The organism is Legionella busanensis (assembly GCF_900461525.1).
GTDB lineage: Bacteria > Pseudomonadota > Gammaproteobacteria > Legionellales > Legionellaceae > Legionella_C > Legionella_C busanensis.
In genome coordinates this window covers 2,843,137-2,862,239 of record NZ_UGOD01000001.1, presented here as the reverse complement: position 1 = coordinate 2,862,239, position 19,103 = coordinate 2,843,137, and the positions used below count along the sequence as shown (strand labels likewise).

The following is a 19,103-nucleotide window of genomic DNA, read 5'->3' as shown; positions in this document are numbered from 1 at the left end:
CTGAATTTTGAGTGCTATTTAAAGTTAATTTGCTATTGAGTTGTCATAACATTTAAGAATGTATTTGGTTATACTTTTAATATTGTCAATTTGAGCGCTTTTTCCTTTAAAATTACAGTTAGAGCCATTATTAGAATGAAAAAAAATTACTTTTTATTCGGTGGTATTTTATGCTTAGGCCTATTTTTTGCTCTTGCCCTAACTGTTTTTTACCGGGCCTCATTTTTATCAATTGATAAAAATGTCTACTTATTTGTTGATAAAATACAAAGCTCTTTCATTTTTTATGCGAGTAATTTTCTATCCTTATTTGGTAATAAATATATTATTATTTCTACAATTGCTGTTGCCAGTATGATTTTGTATTTAAAACAACAAAAACATTTAGCTATTCATCTATTTGGCATGATTTTTATTGCAACAATATTGGCTTCTATATTAAAAATTACCATTGCTTATCCAAGGCCAAATGCGATGCCTGACCAGGCAACCTATGCTTTTCCTAGTCGGCATTCAACATTATGTACAGCTTATGTCACTTTTCTTTTAGCGCTACTTGCTCCTAAAATCAAACATATTTGGTTTATCTTAACATTATCATTTATCTTCATTTTACTGGTGTTAACTTCTCGCTTATTTCTTAAAGTGCATTGGTTAACAGATGTTATAGGTGGCTTTTTACTCGGTGGCGCTTGTGGTTTATTAGGCGCTTATAGTTTTTATCTTAGACCGGAGCCTATTAATAACGTTAGGTTGCTATTAATTACTTTATTATTAACCTTCATAATTTTTAGCGCTTGCTTTCTAATTCTTATGACATACATTAATTAAATAGAAGAATCATTAAATGCCTTAAGGATTTTTGCATACTTTTTAAAAGTATCCGCGCTAGGTGTACAATAAATTTTTTTGCTATGGGTTATTTTTGCATCGGCTAAAAATTTAGCAAAATAAATACCCGTAGGAAGAGGCTCAATAATAGAGACATTGACTCCTTTCTTAAGTAGGCCCTCATTAATTTTATCACGATAAGCAATAAGGCGACCTGAACCAAAAATAAGCGTATCAGCATGTTTTTCTATAACGGCGTCATAACATTGTTCAATTAAGTTCTGTATAATTTCTTCTGCTGTATAATCATCATGCGGGTTTAACTGAACTCCCTGTACGCAAGCCAAATGATCACTAAATCCATGAACCCTAGCTAAATTTTCCTGAATTGCAGTTAACTCTTCTGTGGTGTTTATAATAGCAAACTTTCTTCCCATCATTGCTGCTACATGCATGGTAACCTCAGGTAAACTCACAACAGGAATAGAAACAGCTTCACGGATAGCAGCTAATGCTATTTCTGCCATAAGATCAATAACAATTGCAGAAGCATTTTCTTTTTCAGCCTGAATTGCTTGTTCGATTAATCCTGGCGCCAGTAAGGCCATATCAAATTCGTGACGAACGGCATCGACAGGCAAATTAACATAAGCAATACTTAAAGTTAGTTCAGTGCATACAAAAGGCTTTAGCATATCCATATTTAAGGCTTTGACATTATAGCCAGGTAAAATTACCCGTACATGTGTCATTTTATTCTCCTACTAATAAAATATTTATCATTCGGCGTGCATTTTTATAAATTTTTTCAATATTTCTTGCCTCTAATTGTTCAAAGACCAGTTGAGGTAAAACACGTTGAATCAAATAATCATAAACGGTATAAAGGAATCCAAGACGCCATGTACTCTTATCGATATCTTGCTGACTATATTTTATTAAGTGATGTCGATGACACTCTATATAGTGCGTAAGTAATGCCTCATCAAATGATGAGGGTAGCACATAAGCTAAAAATTCAACTAAATCTCGCTGGGGAACATGAGCAGTAGCAATTTCCCAATCATAAATATAAACTTCTTGTTTAGTTAAATTTAGGCCGACATTTTTAGGTACACAGTCATTTTGCACTAACGTTTTTTGCATGGTATCAAATTGCCACCAGGTATTTAGATTGCTAATTAGCTGTTGATGAAATATATAATCTGTTTCATTTAAGAAGGGTAGCTTTGCTTTCTCCACTGCCTTTGCTAACGCAGCCCAATAAGGCATGAATTCTTGCATTTTATGAGCATTTAAAATATTTTTAAAAGATGGCGCTTGAGTAATTAAGTCCTTAGTTTTTCCAAACCAAACTGCATGTAATTGGGCAAGTGCTTTAATATAATAATCAATAGCTAAGCGATCCCATTTTTCTACATCAAAGGGATCGAAAGATAAATATTCGTCAGATAGGTATTGTAGAATAAGGATACAAGCACCTTCGTCTTCATTTAAATAATAGCCATAGCAGGTTGGTAAAAAGGTATTAAAAGGTGCATGTTCTTTTTGCATCTTATAAACTGCGACTTCCTTATTATTTACATCCCTAAACTCCAGTTGGGATAAATAGTTTATTAAAGGACTTTCAGTTGTTATGCCACATTTTTCAAATGCTTGAGTGATAGCTTGCAAATAATGTTGTTCACTAATTTTAGATTTTACAAGTAGTTCAACATTTTTTTTTGTTTCACCATTAATAAAACAAAGGTGGTAATGTTGTACGCCAATAGGCAGTTCGCCTTTTTTAGGATGCTTTAATTCAAGCGTCATTTTCTCGCTCGAAGAAGGAATATAATTAACTGCTTCTACAATCAAATCCGGGTTATTAAGCTGCTTTCTAAGGCAAAATTCGAAAAAATCTTTTGTAAAAACAAGTCCAGACGGGCTAGCCTCAATGAAGTTCGCTTGCATACGGATTCACCTTTATTTGAAATTTAATGAAATTCCTTAATAATTAGTATAGAAGTAATTTTATATATCAATAATTGTTCATTAGCTTAGCTAAAATACTTTAATTTAAAGCACTAAAAACTTATTAAACTCAAAAGCTTTTTTCTTTCTTACCTTGTAAAGGGTGATTAGTGAGCAAGATTTTGCTAAATATCATTTTATAATTGATAAGAATATAAGGGTGTAAGAATGTTCCAAGCTGAAAGATATTGAATCAAAATATAAGCTAAATGCAGATAGATTGTACTTTTACCTTTCTTGTTGAATAGCTAGGCCAAGCCCAACGTAATTTAAATATAATAATTTTTTTATTCACTGCTCTGCGAAAATCTTCTAAGCGTAAATTAATTATTGGGTACACTTTCTGTTCCTGAAAAGGAATTAATTTTTGATATACATTAGCTAATGAAAGGTAGCCAGGCGCTAAATTTTTAGTAGCACCCATGGTTAATAAAAGTTTATTTCTAAAAAAATAAAAAATAATAAGTACTTAAGATAATTTTATCTATAAGTTAATTACGTTTATTTAATTTTGAGAAGGCTGTTTTAAAGTGGTTAAATTGTGTTCTTTTTCTTCTATCACAGCATTAACAATTCTTAATTCTTGCACGCATGTTCTAAATTCAGCACTAAGTCTGTTAAGCCTTTGTGTTAAAGTTGATTTTTGATATTTAAGTTTGTGTAATTTTTCCTGCATGGCAAGCTGGGTATAATCAAACTCATAAGTAACAATTTGTAGGACTGACCGTTTTTCTGTTCGACCACTAGGTAAATTATCTAATATATTTTGTCGGTATGCTCGAGCTTGTTCTTGAAAGACGTTCGCCTCGTCTATTTTTAATTGAATAGTCGTGATTTCATCATCAATAGAAGTTATTTGGTTATAAATATTCGTTTCATTTTGACCGATCTTTTCAAAAAGGTCACCGTAGCGATGATTAAGGTTTTTCAATTCTACTAATGATTTTTGTTGACATAATTTTTTAAATTGTTGGGTACTCAGATAGCTGAAAGGCATAATACTCTCTAATTCAATCAATCAGTGAGCACTATGTTACTATTTATACAAATAAGATCAAACCTAGGATACTTATAAAGTCTTAAACGCCTATAAACTCAAACGTAATACCTGCATAATTATCTTTAAAGTTATGGCTGCGTTCTGAATAAAAGTAAGTTGGTGTTATACGTAATAATTTATAATTGAAATTAAAGCCTGCCCCTATGCGATAACCTGTTCTGCCAATAAGTAGTTGTGGTAAAGAAGAGATCAAAGCAAGATTTTGATCAATTAAACGTCGACTATAATTTCGACTAGCTAATTGGACTAATCCACCGCTTATAAAGGGTGAGAAATACTCATTAACTTGATAATATAAGCGAGCGTTTTCTAAAAAAGTACCTATTCTAGATGTTAGGGCTGGTACAATCGTGTTTTGATTAGGATAAATTATATTGTAGGTACGTTGATGGAAATTACTATAAAAATAAGTTAAATCACCTTGTAGATAAAAATGTTGATAAGCATAGCCGAAAAAGGTACGAATCCCAGCTAAGCTATTAGTACCGCTATATTGTGAATAACCTGGTAAGGGATCAATAGTATTACCATAAACAGTATTATCTAGTTTAAATTTATTTTGGCCATAGCTAGCAAATACATCAATAAAAAGAGGTGAAAAAATTTGCTTCATAACATGAACATAAAGGCCATTATTCTCTATAGCAAGTGAACTCTGACTTAAACTCACATTCAAATGTGACCACGTTGTATTATTGGTCCTAATATTAAAAAAATTAAAGCCGGCAAGGTAATCGCCGAAATTAAGATCATCACCGCCAACTGCGATATACCTATTGTGGCCAGAATAATTATTAAAAAGAGCGCCTTTACGTGATGAAAATTTAAAATCATCATAGGCGGTGTTGATAATGGCTCTAGGTCTTATATACTGTTGTTTTAAAGGTTCAATCGTTTCATATTGAATTTGATTAACTGGATGCTTATTTTCCGCATATACAAAAGCAGATAAGAGCAGCATAAATAGAAAAATAGTACGAGTCATCATATTCCTTCCACAGCTAGTTTAATTACTTTTAAATTGACTAAAGATCTCATCTGCTTTACCAAAATAAACTTAGGGTATGGTGCCGCAATTATTAATATCTATCACTGCTGTGTCTGGCGGTGGCGGTGGTGGCGGTGGTGGTGGCGGCGCCGGTGGTAGTGGACTTACTTTTAAACTGCTCGCTACAACCTCTGCAGCGATAGTGGTATTAACATTATCTTGAGTTGTAGTTGTCTCTGTTAAAACAGAACGCTCGCGATTTTGGTTTTGTAACTCAGTAATAGCCTTATAATCTTCTAAAGGTGTTTCTGAACGACAAGCTATCAAAGAGAAAATTAAAATTAAAAGATAAATCCTAAGAAACCAACGACCAGTCATTAACAATTCCCTATGTATAAAAAACAGCTTAATATAAATGAATATTTAATAACAGCAATCTAATCCAATAATCAACTTACAATGGCATTGACTGAATAACTTTTTCTAAGTATTGTTGACGCCTTGACAGGGCGTTTTTATTTAGGGATGAAATGATGGATAAAGTATTTTTAACACTTAAAGTCTTTGTTACTTTTCTTTTTCTATTGTTTATTTCAAATCAAGCAAATGCAAATAATAAGTTAACTAATCAAGCTACATTGCAAATTAGCCGAGTATCCGGTTTAAGCCCAATGACTTGCCATAATTCTATAGCAGCTTGTCATATTATTTTAAATACTTTTCTGGAAAATAGCGGTTTTGTCGAGATTATTAATCTATCGCGTATTACAGCTCTAAATGTTAGAGCAGTTTTTCCTCCTAGTATCGATATAATTAATGAAAGCGTCTGTCCTGCTGTTGCTCCCCGTGAGACATGCCGCTTGGAATTTGGTCCAGCATTTGCTGCTCATCCTACTACCCTGATTCCTGTTGTTGGTGATAACACAAACACCGTCTATTTTGAATTAGAAGTTATTGCAGTACCACCTTCTATTAGAAGAAATTAATAATATTAAAATAACTTTTAATATTTATAGGCCTCTAGTGTGCCTATAAATATTAAATAAGCGTTTTAATTAAACACCATATACTTATTACCATATCTTTTCTAAGTTCTTACTTCCTGGCACTTATATCTTCTTTTTTACGTTTATTCATCTACTTAACTCTACGTATTTAATTTTTCCTTGCTGAATCTATAGCTTTATTCTTGGAATTAGCATCTAGCACCTACATAAACTTTGAAGAAATCTTTAATGGCTGAAACTTCTAAATATCATTTTACTCAACTTATTTTCAGAGCTAACATAATTAACTTATTTAACTTTTATTAATGTATTAGGCAACCAAGGATAGATGCATGCGTGGTACCTTAAGGATGAGTGTTTATTTTATATTTTGGATGCTGCTATCCTGTCAGGTCTCTTTACCACCCTATCAACAAACTCGATCGTTAAAATCAATACCAAATATAGAAGGCGAGATTAGGGCACAAGAAAAGAGCCCGGTAATAAAATCAGGTGATTGGCCAAGTAAATATTGGTGGCTGATTTATAATTCACCAGAACTTAATACCTTAATGTTAGAAGCACTTTGTAACAATCCTTCTATTCATGAAGTGAAAAGCAAAATGCAGGCCGCTCGGCAAGAGGCGTTGGTAACACGGTCTAAATTATTTCCGCTCGTTTTTTTTGATTTTAAAGAAAATTTGCAATATGTTAGTAAAAACGGCTTATTTCGAGCTCTTAATCGTCACTTTCCACGCCATGCTGATTTGATTGATTTATCTCTTTCCTTTCGCTATGAATTTGATTTTTGGGGAAAAAATCATAATTTATTAGCGGCTGCTATTGGTAGAGCAAAAGCTGAACGTGCTGAAGTTGCGCAAGTACAATTGCTAACTACAACTGCACTGGCCCAGGCTTATTTTGCTTATAAGGTTAATTTAATTAAACGGCAACTTTACCGTCAATTAGTGTCAGTAAGACAAAATATTGTCACGTTGCAAAATAAGCTACTTCGTAATGCATTAGCGAGTGATTTGCCAACGTATACAATCGTTGAAAACTTATCTGAGGCAAAACAATTACTAGCTGATATTGAGAATGAAGTTGCTGTAAATCGCCATCTAATTAATATATTAGCAGGTAGAAATCCCGAGGCAGCTTTGCCTACTACTAAAAATTTAGCTCACTTGCCAAAAAAACTAATCATACCTCAAACAATTTCTATCGACTTAATTGCTAGGCGTCCTGATTTAATGGCACAGATTTGGCGGGCCAAAGCACTAGCTTATCAAACAGGTGCAGCAATGGCTGATTATTACCCTGATGTAAATCTTGCTGGTTTAATTGGTTTAGAAAGTGCAGGTTGGGAAAAATTATTGCGTGCCTCCAGCTTTACAGCAGCGCTTAGACCAGCAATCCACTTACCTATTTTTACCGCCGGTTCAATAAGAGCAAACATTAGAGCGAACAAAGCACAATTTGATGCAGCTATTTTTGCTTATAATAATTTGCTATTACGTAGCACTCAGGAAATACTTGATATTTTAGCTTTTGCGAAATCAGTTTATCAACAACAGCTTGAACAAATGCGTATCCTTAATTTGGCAGAAGAACGTTATAGATTAGTAGTAAAACGCGAAAGAAATGGTTTAGATAATGGTATGGAAGTTTATAGGCAGCAGGAAGATGTGATTGAAAAAAAACTAATGAATCTTACGATTCTTTATAATCAATATTTAGTCTCAATTAAGCTAACCAAAGCACTTGGTGGAGGTTATTGTCAAGCAGTTGTGCCATTGGTAAAACAATCATGAGCAATGAACAGAATATTAAGGCAAAGAAATACAAGATTATTGTACTGATAATCCTAATTTTAATGATCGTTCTCTTAGTTGCGTGGCTACTTTTTTGGCATGGCGAAGAATATACGAATGATGCTTATGTGCAAGGTAATCAAGTCTATATTAAGCCGCTTAGAAGTGGGTTTGTAACAGGTATTTATAGCGATGAGACTTATTTAGTTAAAAAGGGCCAGCTTCTTATAGAACTTAATCAAACTGACGCCTTGATTGCACTTGAGAAAGCCAAAGCAAATCTTGCTTATGCAGTACGGGAAGTTTGTCAAGCTTTTCATGAAGTATTTCAAACGCAAGCAGAAATTAATATTCGCAAAGCGCAATTACTAAAAGCACAGCAAAATTTTAAACACCGAGCGGGCGTGATACAAGATAAGGGCGTATCGTTAGAAGATTACCAAAATGCAGCTGATGATTTAAAGGCGAGTTTAGCGGCATTAAAGAGCACGGAAAATAATTACCAAAGAGCATTAGCTTTCATCCAGAATAGTTCTATAGTTGCTCATCCTGTAGTACGAAAAGCTGAACAAGAAGTTCGAGATGCTTGGGTACAACTCTATCGCTCTAATATTTACGCGCCTGTAGACGGCCTTATTGCTCAGCGAACAATTCAAGTGGGTATGGCTGTTAATCCAACTGAGGCTTTAATGGCGATCATCCCTCTTAATCAAATTTGGGTGAATGCTAATTTTAAAGAAACGCAATTAAAACACATGCGTATAGGACAACCAGTTAGAATTACTTCTGATTTGTATGGGCGTGAGATTGTTTTTCATGGGCGCATTGTTGGTTTATCAGGTGGTGCAGGTAATGCATTTTCACTACTTCCGCCCGAAAATTTATCAGGAAATTGGATTAAAATAGTGCAAAGATTACCAGTGCGTATTGCTCTGGAGGCTTCAGAATTAAGGAAATATCCCTTACGTATAGGGCTATCTTTAGAAGTAAGAGTGGACCTATCAAAACCAGGGCCATTTATTCCTACATCCTATATTGGTCCAAGCTATGGAACCGATATTTTTACAAAGGAAGAAGTCGGTAATAAGAAATTAATTCATGAAATTATTATTGCTAACTTAGACCCTACTTTAAAGCAGTACGCTTATCAAGCGCCTACTTTAAAGCCTTTGCGACGAGAAGCTTAGATGCCTTTATTTATATTTATCTTTACGCTTAGTTTAGTTATTTTTAATTTAACATTACCTATCATGGCCGGTATTTATATCGTTGGTGATTTAGGCGGCAGTACGTTTATTAGCTTTTATAGTGTTAGTTTTTTTTGTCTTGGTAATACCTTAAGCACACCTTTAGGTAAACCAGATGCAATGAAATTAAGTCCTGTAAAATTTTATCTTCTCTGTCTTGTTTTGATGCTTCTTTTTTCTTGGCTCTGCGCTACAGCAACAAGTTATTTTAATTTTATCTTATTCCGATTTTTAGAAGGTGTAGCGTCGGGGCCATTATATTTATTGATTACACTTGTTTTAATGCCAAAAGTCTTTTCTTCTGAAAGACAGGCAAAATTATTGCCTTATCTCTTTATTTGTTTTTCATTTACGCCGGTCCTTGGTGCAAGTTGGGGAGCCTGGGTTGCTTATACTCATCATTGGCGATTTCTATTTTTTACTAATATACCTATTTGTTTAATATTGATGATATTAGTCGCTGTAAGTTTGCGACATTTAGATAAAGAACCACAAGAAGTTCATTTTAATAAACTTAATTTTTTTCTTTATAGTATCAGTATTATTTGTATCGGCACAGCTTTAATGGTTGGCCAAGAGCTAGATTGGTTTCGTTCTAATTTAATCAATGTTTTATTTATTATTGGAGGCGTAAGCACACTACTTTTTATTTTTAATAGCCTTAATTCTGCTTATAGCGTGATTAATTTACGCCTTTTTAAAAACTTCTTTTTTACGTTTGCCATGCTAAACATTGGGGTTCTTTTTGGCGTGTACTATGGTATGGTGATTTTGCTAGGGTTATGGTTAAAGCTGTATGTCAATTACACACCTAATTGGATTGCTTTAATTATTTTCACTATGGCTTTTGGCGCTTGGATACCTCTTTTTCTTGATTATAAACGAGCCGATCCACGACTGCCCCTAGCAATTGCCTTACTCTTCTTTGCTATTTCTTTTTTTTATACCGCTACATTTAATAGTGAAGTAAATTTTAATCGTATCGCTTTTTCTCGTATTCTTGCCGGTCTTGGGTTAGCGCTTTTCTTACCACCTTTATTTAAGCTTCCAGCGCAAACTTTCTCAGCAGAAAAAACCAAAGAGGCAGTGAACTGTTTTCATATTATACGTCTATATAGTAGCGGTCTTGGTACTGCCTTATTTGTTACTTTATGGCAACGTCGACAAGTATTTTATTATGAACGTTTAGGGAGCAAATTAACGTTTTTCTCACAACAGGTTTCTTATTACCTAACAAAAGCTAGCCAATTTAATTTAAAGGGTAAAGCTGCTTTAGCGGAGTTAAACAGTGCCTTATTAAGGCGAGCTACTGCTTTAGCGCTAGATGACTGTTTTTACCTAATGGCTTGGCTAAGTGTCATTCTAATTGTAATTTTACTGATTACTTTTTATCCGCCGTTACGACTTAGCCCACAGGTAACTTATCACAAACCTAGTTTATAAGACTAATAGTTAGCGCTTAGGACATAAAAAGCAATCTTGCACGTGATCATTAACTATACCGACAGCTTGCATGTAAGCATACATAATAGTAGAGCCCACAAAGCTCATACCACGTTTTTTTAAATCTTTAGATAATGCATCGGATTCTATTGTATGTGCAGGAATATCGTTAAGTGTTTGAGGGCGGTTGATTTTAGGTTTGTTTCCCATGTATGACCAGACATAGGTATCAAACGATTTAAATTCTTTTTGAATAGTAATAAATACAGTTGCATTTTTGCGAACAGAAAAGACTTTTAAACGATTGCGAATAATATCGCCAGTCGCCAATATTTCTTCCAATGCATCATCACGCATGCAAGCAACTTCTACGGGATCAAAATTTTTAAATGCCCGACGGTAACCTTCGCGTCGCTTAAGGATGGTGTACCAACTTAAGCCAGCTTGCGCTCCTTCAAGCACTAACATCTCAAAGTGCTTGTGATCATTATGTACTGGCACTCCCCATTCTGTATCATGATAGAGTTGATAATCAGGTTTATTTTCAGGCGACCATGGGCAGCGTTTAATCATAATTGGTATTGGTAGTAAAATAGGTTAATTTTTAAGTTTAAGTAAGCCAGTTTGTTAAAAAAAGTAATTGACAGAGTGTATCAAATTCCAAGAAAGGATTAAATTTTAACTTATTTTTAATAGAAACCCTCATTCTACCACTATACTTTTCCATAAGACTTCTTCGGAAACTGCTATTGAGGGCCAATCTCATCCGAAAAAAGGTCTTCAAAATGCTCATGTACTTCATGTACACTGCGCTTTTTCAGTCCTTTTTTCGATTGACCTTTTCTCCTCACTAGCAGTTTCCGAAGAAGTCTATAAAATAAAATTTCAAAAAATTATAGCTGCATTTAGATATGGAAATAATATATGCATCCAAGTTTACCTCTCGTAACAACGTTAGCGACCGCACTCGGTTTTGCCGTTATTATGGGATTTGTAGCAGTTAAATTAAAATTACCTTCGTTAGTAGGTTATTTAGTAGCTGGTATGATAATTGGTCCATTTACACCTGGCTTTGTTGCCAATTCAGCTATTGCTGCTGAATTTGCAGAAATTGGCGTAATGTTATTGATGTTTGGTGTTGGTTTGCATTTTTCTGTAGATAATTTATTAGAAACAAGAAAAATTGCTCTTCCAGGTGCCATTATTCAAATTGCTGTTGCCACAATACTTGGTGCAAGCTTAGCTAGTATGTGGGGATGGACATTAAGTAGCGCATTAGTATTTGGTTTAGCGCTTTCTGTTGCCAGTACTGTCGTTCTAATTAGGGCGCTTGAGTCGCAAAACATGTTAGAAACAACAAAGGGGCAGATTGCTGTAGGTTGGTTAATTGTAGAAGATCTAGCCATGATCTTAGCCTTAGTTTTTTTACCCTTTATAGCGCAGGTGGCAGGTGTTGGGCCTCAAAACAATACCAATAGCTCTTTAGTCCTTGTTTTAAGTTTAGCGCTATTAAAAATTTCTGGATTTGTTATTGGGATGTTCTTCATAGGTCGTTGGGCACTACCTAAATTACTTTGGCAAGTTACTCGTACTGGTTCAAGAGAGCTTTTTACTTTATGTGTTATTGCAGCAGCTGTCAGTATAGCGTTTGTCGCAGCTAAACTATTTGATATATCGTTTGCTTTAGGCGCTTTTTTTGCTGGTATGATTATTAGAGAATCTAGATTTAGTCAGCGGGCGGCGGAAGACTCTCTTCCTTTTAGAGATGCATTTGCTGTTTTGTTTTTTGTATCTGTAGGTATGTTGGTTAACCCGCATGTATTTCTTGATCAACCTGTACAAATCTTAATTGTGGTGATGATTATTATTATCGGTAAATCGATTGCTGCCGCTTTATTGGTTTTAAGTTTTCACTATCCTTTAAATACCGCATTAACGATAGCCGCAAGTTTAGCGCAAATTGGTGAGTTCTCATTTATCTTAGCAAGTCAAGGTGTTTTGTTAAAATTATTGCCACCGGAAGGCCAAAGTCTGATACTTGCTGGCGCTTTAATTTCAATTACGTTAAATCCATTTTTATTTAAAGCAATCATGCCTCTTACAGTATGGGTAAAAACAAAATTTCCCTATCTGCAGGCCTTTGAGTCCACTAAAACGCCCTTAATGTTACCTACTTTAGAACCTGATAAGCATTTATCCAAACATATTATTCTAGTTGGTTATGGTAAAGTTGGTAGGAAAATAGCTGCATCATTACATGAAAAAAATATCCCTTATGTTGTCATTGATCAAAATCGAGAATTGGTTGAGTCCTTACAGAAAAAGAAAATAACAGCTGTGCCTGGTGATGCAACGGACCCAACAACGCTTATACGAGCTCATGTGGCACATGCGGAGATGATAGTTGGTGCCTCCTCTGATACCTTTAACATGCGACAGATATTACATGTTGCTAAAGAGATTAATCCTAGTATTATCCTAGTGGCTCGTGTGGAGAGCGAAGAAGAAAAAAATTTATTAAAAGGAGAAATACAAGGTACATTTTTTTTAAGTGAGGAAGAGCTTGCTAAAAACATGGGTAAGCATATTTTAACGGTATTTAATTTGAATCAGTAGCGCTCTATTAATTTAAGATCAGATAAACCTAGCTAAACTCTTAGACAAAAATTATTTCTTAATGATTAATTAGTAACCTTTGGAATGAGGTATAATAAGGCTAAACAATGATTTACAGCGTTCGTGTTCAGTTTGCCAGAAAGTATAAAGAGTAGAGTTATCTATGGTTTTATTAGGTAACACATAAGAAAATAGTGAAAATACCACAGGATTAATGGTGCTATATTGATTAGCTAGTACTAATTGCCCTAAAACTAAATCAAGAGGCGCACTTAAAAATACTTTTTGTTTACTGTCTTCAATAAATAATTCAATAATTACGGCGAATTGTCGCTTACTTCCCTGTAAAACGTTAGTAATAATTTGCAAGTAATCCTTAAGCTTTGCTAAAGTTAATTTTTTTGTTCCAATACTGCTTTGCATTAAAAAGCGATTGACACTCGTTTTATTAAAGAGAAATTGATACAACGTGACTATTTGCTCTTGATTTGCTTGACCTGAGGCATAGGTAGAAATACTAATAGGCCAGTTAGGTTTTTGTTGTTTAAGTAATTGAGTTAAGCTATTTAGGTAGTTTTTTAAGAGTTCGCGTCGATTTTCGCTTTGCCAACTTAAGTCATCAATTTCCTCAGTTATATACCAACCTATGACAGTATTATTGTTCGGATCAGCTGTTTTTATAAGATTAATTAAAAAAGGCAATAAGGCTTGCTGTTTCTGGTAATTTGTATCTAAAAAGCGCTTAAGCTCTTCATCTTTACCGTTGAGTACTTGCCAAAATTGTTGATTATAATTTAAACCCATGCTGATCGTTAATTGTTCTTGTTTAGCAGCGCTTATTATCTTAAATAAAATCGTATCAGAAGGCTGATTAGTTAAGGGATTTACAGGATAAAAGACTGAGTTAGAGTCAGAGCTCCATTGAATAATAATATGATTAATACCTAAATCATGTGCTTGTTTCAATAGTGTAAGCCAATCCTGGCTAGTGAAATTTTGATGGTCTTGATAGAGTTGTAAAAAACTGGTTTTAACGTTAGTAAGCGGGCAATCTGTTAGCAAAGTACTTTCACTTTGTAGCCATAACGCTTTATATAGCAAAAAGAATAAAAAATAAACTTTCAATACGCTCCCCGCCTATTAGCCCTTCAATCAATAGAGAAGAAAAATTTATTATAAAAAAATTAAATAAAAACAAACACTTTAAAGGAAAATGTATTGAAGAAAAAGTTTTTATAATTTTATCCATTATAATTGTTTTATTAATATTAAAGTCAATATAAGGAAAGAGGACATGGACAGTGCTCGTATACATCACATTAACTGTGGTTGCATGTGCCCACTAGGGGGCAAGTTATTTGACGGTAATAGTTCCGGTTTATATGCACATTTAACTTGCCATTGCTTATTAATTGAAACAGATCAAGGGCTTGTTTTAATTGATACGGGTTTTGGCGAAAAAGATATTGCTCATCCTCGCTTACGCATAAGTCCTTTTTTTATTCATTTAAATCGTATTCAATTTAATAAAGAGAATACAGCTATTAATCAAATTAAAAAATTAGGTTTCTCACCGGCTGATGTACAACATATCATTTTAACCCATCTTGATTTTGATCATGCGGGTGGTATAGAAGATTTTCCCCAAGCAACTATACATGTTATGCAAGCTGAAAAAGAAGCAACCCAGAATAAAAAACGCTTTATTGATAAGAAACGTTATCAAAATCAACAATGGGATGAAGTTAAAAATTGGCAATTTTATTCAGAAGGTGGTGAGCAATGGTATGGATTTGGTGGTGTTAGTTCGTTGTTAGGTTTATCGGATTTATTATATATACCTTTAGCAGGTCATACCTTAGGTCATGCTGGTATTGCTATAAATACAGAAAAAGGTTGGCTACTTCACGCTGGTGATGCTTATTTTTATCATCAGGAAATAAAGAACCCTACACGTCATTGTCCATTAGGGGTTCGCTTCTACCAATGGATGATGGAAGTAGATAGGGGGCTAAGGTTAGAGAATCAGGATAAACTACGCAATCTCTATTTAAACAATAAAAGCCAATTAAATATTTTTTGTAGTCATGATGCAAGCGAATTAAAAAATTATCAAACAAATAATAAGCAACTATAAACAAAGTGCTATTGTTTAAGAAATTTCAACTAATGAATCCAATTTACAATTTAATTAGATTCATTAGATGATGAGACTGCTTAACGTTAAGAAACTTACTGCCAAATTTTTTCGGCAGTAAGTTTAGTTTTAGCAAGATTATAAATACCATCCTTAAAATGGCTTACCTGTTGTTTCTTTTTTAAAGAGCCCTCACCAAATATAATAAATTCACGAATAGTTTTTTGTTTTTTATCTGCAAATTTAATTAATACTTTGTCTGCTGAAAGATAAGTTAAAGGATTAATAGTAATTTTAACATTGCCTTTTAATAGCGTTCCTTGCTTATCAGGTAGATTTATAATCGAATTTGCTGAATACTTAATAGCTAACGAAGAAGCATTAACTATTTTTTCCGAATGTGGGTAAGCAAAAGCTTTGCTAAAAAAAATAGTGAATAATGTAATTCCTAGAAAATAGTTTTTTAAATTATTAAATCTTAACATAATAAACTCTTATAATTATTTTGATTAATCTTCACAAAATTTACTGGACTTTCCGTCTAGATATTAAAGATTAATAGGCGTAAGCACAATACTTTTTGCATAATAAATAGTTCTGATGTAAAAAATTGGAGCAATTACCTAATGGTCCCGCGGCAAATGTAGTTAACAATTTTAAGCATTTATTAAAAGGAGAGAGTAGATGTCTAAGCGTGCCAATTTTAGATTACTGTCTTGGCCACAGAAAGTTCGAGCAATTATGGATATAGCACCTGATAAAACGGTAGTTGATTTAGATTTAGATGATTTTGGTGCTACTTCAGCTGCTGATTTAGCTGAAATTTTTGCAGCCATTCCAAGTACGGTTAAAACACTAGATTTAAATTTAAATCAAACCATTAAACACTCCGGTGATGAGTTAGCACAAGCATTTACAACTATTCCATGTACTATAAATACATTAGGCTTATTTTTTAAAGGATATTGCGAAGGGCTAGGTAAGGATTTATCGCAAGCATTGATAACATTACCTTCTACTATTTGTTATCTTAATTTAAGCCATAATAATCTTGGTAATGAGCCTGTTGCAGATATATTGCAAGTAGTTAAAGTACTACCGGTCCACTTAGTCTCACTGAATTTAAGTGCAAATAATTTACAGGCAAAAACTACAGCTGAGTTATCTGCCATAATTCAAGCTATTCCTAGTACCATAAAATCAATTGATTTAACCGCTAATGATCTCTTTAGAAGTAAATCGTTACAACAGCGAGATGAATTATTACATGCTCTCACGCCTTACGAACAAAATGGTCGTTTGAATTTAGCTCATAATGGTGAGGCAGCTTTTTTAAGAGCTTTATTGCCTGTATGTTCCATGCTTATTCAGGGTAAATTGCCGTTAGAGATTGCTTGCAATATCTTAGCAAACTTACTACCAGAAAAAGATAATATTTCACATAAAGAGAGAGTTCATGAACAAGTAGGTAGAATTTTTCCTAATCAAACTATTCAGCAATTCGTGCAAAGGCATAAGTTAGATTTAGAAAAAATGATAATTATTAATACGGCTAAATATGGGATCAAAAATTATCTTGCTTGGGCTGCAGATAAAACCAATATTGCTAAATCTCGTGGTTCTGAAAGCTTTTTCGTACGCTTAGGCCATGGGCAGGTAGGTTGTGATGCAGCAAAGAACTTACGTGCAAAGTTAGAAAATTGCTTAACACCTAATGAGGCAATTACCATTATTAATGATTTTTTAGACCAGCCAAATACACGATTTTATACCAATTCATTGGCCTGCTTTCTTCTTGATGAGCTAATTAAATTACCTGAATCACCTTGGAAAAATACAGGACGTTATCCTCAATATCAACCTATTGAGCATGTGGCGCTTATAGGCGAGCTAGCTAAGTTTTAATTAGAGGATTAGAGCAATATGGACGACTTTCATATAGGGCTTCTGTTTATCCAACATAGTATTTCTATTTGTGGTGTACTTGTGATCTTAATTGGAGTATTAATAGCGCTTGGCCGTTATATTTATTATGCGTTTTCTTCACTGATGAAGAAAGAGCCAACCTTTGATATTAATCAAATTCGCTTAAGTTTAGGTCGAGTTCTTACTTTAGGTTTAGAATTTATTGTCGCTGCAGATTTAATTAGTACAACAACTGCGCCTGATTATTACACTGTTGGGATCGTCGCTATTATTGTTTTGATTCGAACTGTTTTAAGTTATACCTTAAATCGAGAAATAAATGCTATTAGTCAATTAGAAGAAAAATCAATGAGAAGTCTGTAATTGTTAATTTAGGTTTTATAAAAGTGCTGTTATTTTATTGGCTATTAGAATTCTATCTTTGTATTACCTTTGGTGCTAACTTGCAAAATAGATTTTCGCCTACGCGGAAATGACAAAAAGTTTCAGTATTGCAGACTTATCTTCTTCAATTTGCTTATGCTTACAAAACCTATCACTTTAAAAACTGTCATTTTTATCTTAATCTCTCATTCCCGCGTAGGCGGGAATCCATGCTAATACTAAGCTTCTACCTCATGATGATGAAGTTAAATCAAATAATAGAAATTCTGCGTCTTCTGAGCAAGCAATAGTAATTGTATCTTCGTTGGTTATTGCTGCACCATCACCTGAAGATAATAACTGATTATTTAAAGTAATTTTTCCTTTAATTAACTGAAGCCAACCTACTCTATGATTAATAAAAGTATGTTTAAGCGAATAATTAGTCGTAAGATAACCGGCAAAAAGATTAATGTCTTGCTGAATTTTAATAGCAGTGGCTGTCCCTGTTTGAGAACCAATTAGAATTAATTTATTTCTTTCTTGCGTAATCATTTTTTGTTCATAGCTTGGTGTTAACTGTTGTTGTTCAGGAATGATCCAAATTTGAAGGAAATGTAAGTTTTCTGTTGCTGATGGATTATATTCACTATGTTCTACGCCAGTTCCTGCTGACATTTTCTGAATCTCACCTGCTTTTATAAGTGAGCCATTTCCCATACTGTCTTTATGTTCTAGCGTCCCTGAAATAACATAAGAAATAATTTCCATATTATGATGGGGATGTTTTCCAAATCCATAACCAGGTTTGACCGTATCTTCATTGATAACGCGTAAATGACCAAATCCCATAAATTTTGGATCATAATAGTTACCGAATGAAAAAGTATGGTAACTATTGAGCCAACCAAGCTGGCTGTGCCCACGTTCATGGCTTTTATGAATAGTAATCATAAATTTTTTTATAAAGGAAATAGTGTTAGTTTAGCAAAGACTTAAAAAATAAGCTGAATTCTATTAAGTTTATTAAATTTTTTTCAAAACTTGCTGTAAAAAGTTAAGTTGCAGTCTGAACCAGCGCATAGAATCGGAGTGTGCACTAAGTATATGAGTTTGAGCAGCGCTTAGCTTGTAAATTGGCCGTGTCAGTAAAGTTTCCAAAGAAATCTATGCTTAGGCCAGTTAATAGTTATTATCTGGGTGGGTAACTTAAAGTATCATTAGCAAAAATAGTTATTTTTTCAAACTGGTTATCATTCTTAGCAAATTGAAAGATAACCATAAACGTTGCTGAAACTGGTTCGCCAGTCTTTTTAATACCTGCTGAGCCAATTTCTAATGCATAGAAATCTTTGTTGCTTGTTTTAAAGAACATAAGTTCTTTCATCTCTAATTTTATAAATTTCTCTACAAAACCAGGAAAAAAATCGATTGCTTTAATTTCGCCTTGATGCCTTGATATCACTGTACCTTCTTGTATAAAGAGCGCAATAGCGCCATCTGCATCTAATTGATTGAGTTTACTTAAATAAGTCTGAATAATTTGATGTCGCTGCTTGGTATCATTAACTAATATACTTTGAGCATATAACGTAGAAGTTAAGGTAAGAATAAAAAGTATAACTAGTTTACGCATAAATATTGGCTTCCTTGTCAACTATTTAAATCACAGCCAGATT

The 19,103-nt window shown here is 33.7% G+C and carries 19 protein-coding genes; 9 read left to right on the top strand and 10 right to left on the bottom strand.

Annotation, left to right across the window (positions count from 1 at the left end; translation table 11 throughout):
- The first annotated feature begins 135 nt into the window (after nt 1-135).
- Nucleotides 136-831 (top strand): phosphatase PAP2 family protein, encoded by a 696-nt coding sequence (locus DYH30_RS12635; RefSeq protein WP_115332002.1) that lies wholly within the window; start codon nt 136-138, stop codon nt 829-831.
- Here the strand turns inward: DYH30_RS12635 and DYH30_RS12630 are convergent.
- The 5 genes from DYH30_RS12630 to DYH30_RS12605 all read right to left on the bottom strand — a co-directional run bounded on the left by DYH30_RS12630 (nt 828) and on the right by DYH30_RS12605 (nt 5,270).
- A complete protein-coding gene (locus DYH30_RS12630; protein WP_115332001.1) occupies nt 828-1,583 on the bottom strand; it encodes an aspartate/glutamate racemase family protein in 756 nt (251 codons plus the stop codon). The genes DYH30_RS12635 and DYH30_RS12630 overlap by 4 nt on opposite strands.
- A gap of 1 nt (nt 1,584) precedes the next feature.
- Nucleotides 1,585-2,784 (bottom strand): 3-hydroxy-3-methylglutaryl-CoA reductase, encoded by a 1,200-nt coding sequence (locus DYH30_RS12625; protein WP_115332000.1) that lies wholly within the window; start codon nt 2,782-2,784, stop codon nt 1,585-1,587.
- A gap of 565 nt (nt 2,785-3,349) precedes the next feature.
- Nucleotides 3,350-3,841 carry a hypothetical protein gene (locus DYH30_RS12615; RefSeq protein ID WP_115331998.1) on the bottom strand — a complete coding sequence of 164 codons (492 nt, stop codon included), beginning with the start codon at nt 3,839-3,841 and terminating at the stop codon, nt 3,350-3,352.
- Between the two features lie 82 nt (nt 3,842-3,923).
- The gene (locus DYH30_RS12610) at nt 3,924-4,892 is read right to left on the bottom strand and encodes a hypothetical protein (protein WP_131740699.1); all 969 of its coding nucleotides are present in this window, start codon (nt 4,890-4,892) and stop codon (nt 3,924-3,926) included.
- A 69-nt stretch (nt 4,893-4,961) separates the two neighbouring features.
- A complete protein-coding gene (locus DYH30_RS12605) occupies nt 4,962-5,270 on the bottom strand; it encodes a hypothetical protein (RefSeq protein WP_115331996.1) in 309 nt (102 codons plus the stop codon).
- Between the two features lie 155 nt (nt 5,271-5,425).
- Between DYH30_RS12605 and DYH30_RS12600 the strand changes: the two genes are divergently transcribed.
- From DYH30_RS12600 to DYH30_RS12585, 4 genes are all read left to right on the top strand, one after another.
- Nucleotides 5,426-5,878 (top strand): hypothetical protein, encoded by a 453-nt coding sequence (locus DYH30_RS12600; RefSeq protein WP_115331995.1) that lies wholly within the window; start codon nt 5,426-5,428, stop codon nt 5,876-5,878.
- A gap of 353 nt (nt 5,879-6,231) precedes the next feature.
- Nucleotides 6,232-7,692, top strand: a complete 1,461-nt coding sequence (locus DYH30_RS12595; protein WP_115331994.1) for an efflux transporter outer membrane subunit — start codon at nt 6,232-6,234, stop codon at nt 7,690-7,692.
- Complete coding sequence (locus DYH30_RS12590; protein ID WP_115331993.1) at nt 7,689-8,879, top strand: HlyD/EmrA/EmrK family protein; 1,191 nt, start codon at nt 7,689-7,691, stop codon at nt 8,877-8,879. Before DYH30_RS12595 ends, DYH30_RS12590 begins: the two co-directional genes overlap by 4 nt.
- A complete protein-coding gene (locus DYH30_RS12585; RefSeq protein ID WP_115331992.1) occupies nt 8,880-10,382 on the top strand; it encodes an MFS transporter in 1,503 nt (500 codons plus the stop codon). It abuts the gene before it with no gap.
- Nucleotides 10,383-10,391: 9 nt separating this feature from the next.
- Here DYH30_RS12585 and DYH30_RS12580 read toward each other — a convergent pair whose 3' ends face one another.
- Nucleotides 10,392-10,955: a DNA-3-methyladenine glycosylase I gene (locus tag DYH30_RS12580; protein WP_115331991.1), complete on the bottom strand. Its 564-nt coding sequence runs from the start codon at nt 10,953-10,955 to the stop codon at nt 10,392-10,394.
- Nucleotides 10,956-11,306: 351 nt separating this feature from the next.
- Here DYH30_RS12580 and DYH30_RS12575 point away from each other — a divergent pair, with 351 nt between their 5' ends.
- On the top strand, nt 11,307-12,998 hold the full coding sequence (locus tag DYH30_RS12575; protein ID WP_115331990.1) for a cation:proton antiporter: 1,692 nt from the start codon (nt 11,307-11,309) through the stop codon (nt 12,996-12,998).
- Nucleotides 12,999-13,067: 69 nt separating this feature from the next.
- Here DYH30_RS12575 and DYH30_RS12570 read toward each other — a convergent pair whose 3' ends face one another.
- Entirely contained in the window at nt 13,068-14,123 is a 1,056-nt protein-coding gene (locus tag DYH30_RS12570) for a DUF4434 domain-containing protein (protein ID WP_115331989.1), read from the bottom strand.
- A gap of 169 nt (nt 14,124-14,292) precedes the next feature.
- On the opposite strand from DYH30_RS12570, the gene DYH30_RS12565 reads away from it, so the two are divergent.
- Entirely contained in the window at nt 14,293-15,135 is an 843-nt protein-coding gene (locus tag DYH30_RS12565) for an MBL fold metallo-hydrolase (protein ID WP_176579740.1), read from the top strand.
- Nucleotides 15,136-15,230: 95 nt separating this feature from the next.
- On the opposite strand, the gene DYH30_RS12560 is transcribed toward DYH30_RS12565, so the two are convergent.
- On the bottom strand, nt 15,231-15,620 hold the full coding sequence (locus DYH30_RS12560; RefSeq protein WP_115331988.1) for a hypothetical protein: 390 nt from the start codon (nt 15,618-15,620) through the stop codon (nt 15,231-15,233).
- A 199-nt stretch (nt 15,621-15,819) separates the two neighbouring features.
- On the opposite strand from DYH30_RS12560, the gene DYH30_RS12555 reads away from it, so the two are divergent.
- The gene (locus DYH30_RS12555) at nt 15,820-17,040 is read left to right on the top strand and encodes a leucine-rich repeat domain-containing protein (protein WP_115331987.1); all 1,221 of its coding nucleotides are present in this window, start codon (nt 15,820-15,822) and stop codon (nt 17,038-17,040) included.
- Between the two features lie 18 nt (nt 17,041-17,058).
- Nucleotides 17,059-17,424 carry a DUF1622 domain-containing protein gene (locus DYH30_RS12550; protein ID WP_115331986.1) on the top strand — a complete coding sequence of 122 codons (366 nt, stop codon included), beginning with the start codon at nt 17,059-17,061 and terminating at the stop codon, nt 17,422-17,424.
- Nucleotides 17,425-17,676: 252 nt separating this feature from the next.
- On the opposite strand, the gene DYH30_RS12545 is transcribed toward DYH30_RS12550, so the two are convergent.
- Together DYH30_RS12545 and DYH30_RS12540 are read right to left on the bottom strand one after the other, a co-directional pair.
- Nucleotides 17,677-18,378 (bottom strand): pirin family protein, encoded by a 702-nt coding sequence (locus DYH30_RS12545; RefSeq protein ID WP_115331985.1) that lies wholly within the window; start codon nt 18,376-18,378, stop codon nt 17,677-17,679.
- A 238-nt stretch (nt 18,379-18,616) separates the two neighbouring features.
- On the bottom strand, nt 18,617-19,060 hold the full coding sequence (locus DYH30_RS12540; protein WP_115331984.1) for a hypothetical protein: 444 nt from the start codon (nt 19,058-19,060) through the stop codon (nt 18,617-18,619).
- Between the last annotated feature and the right edge of the window lie 43 nt (nt 19,061-19,103).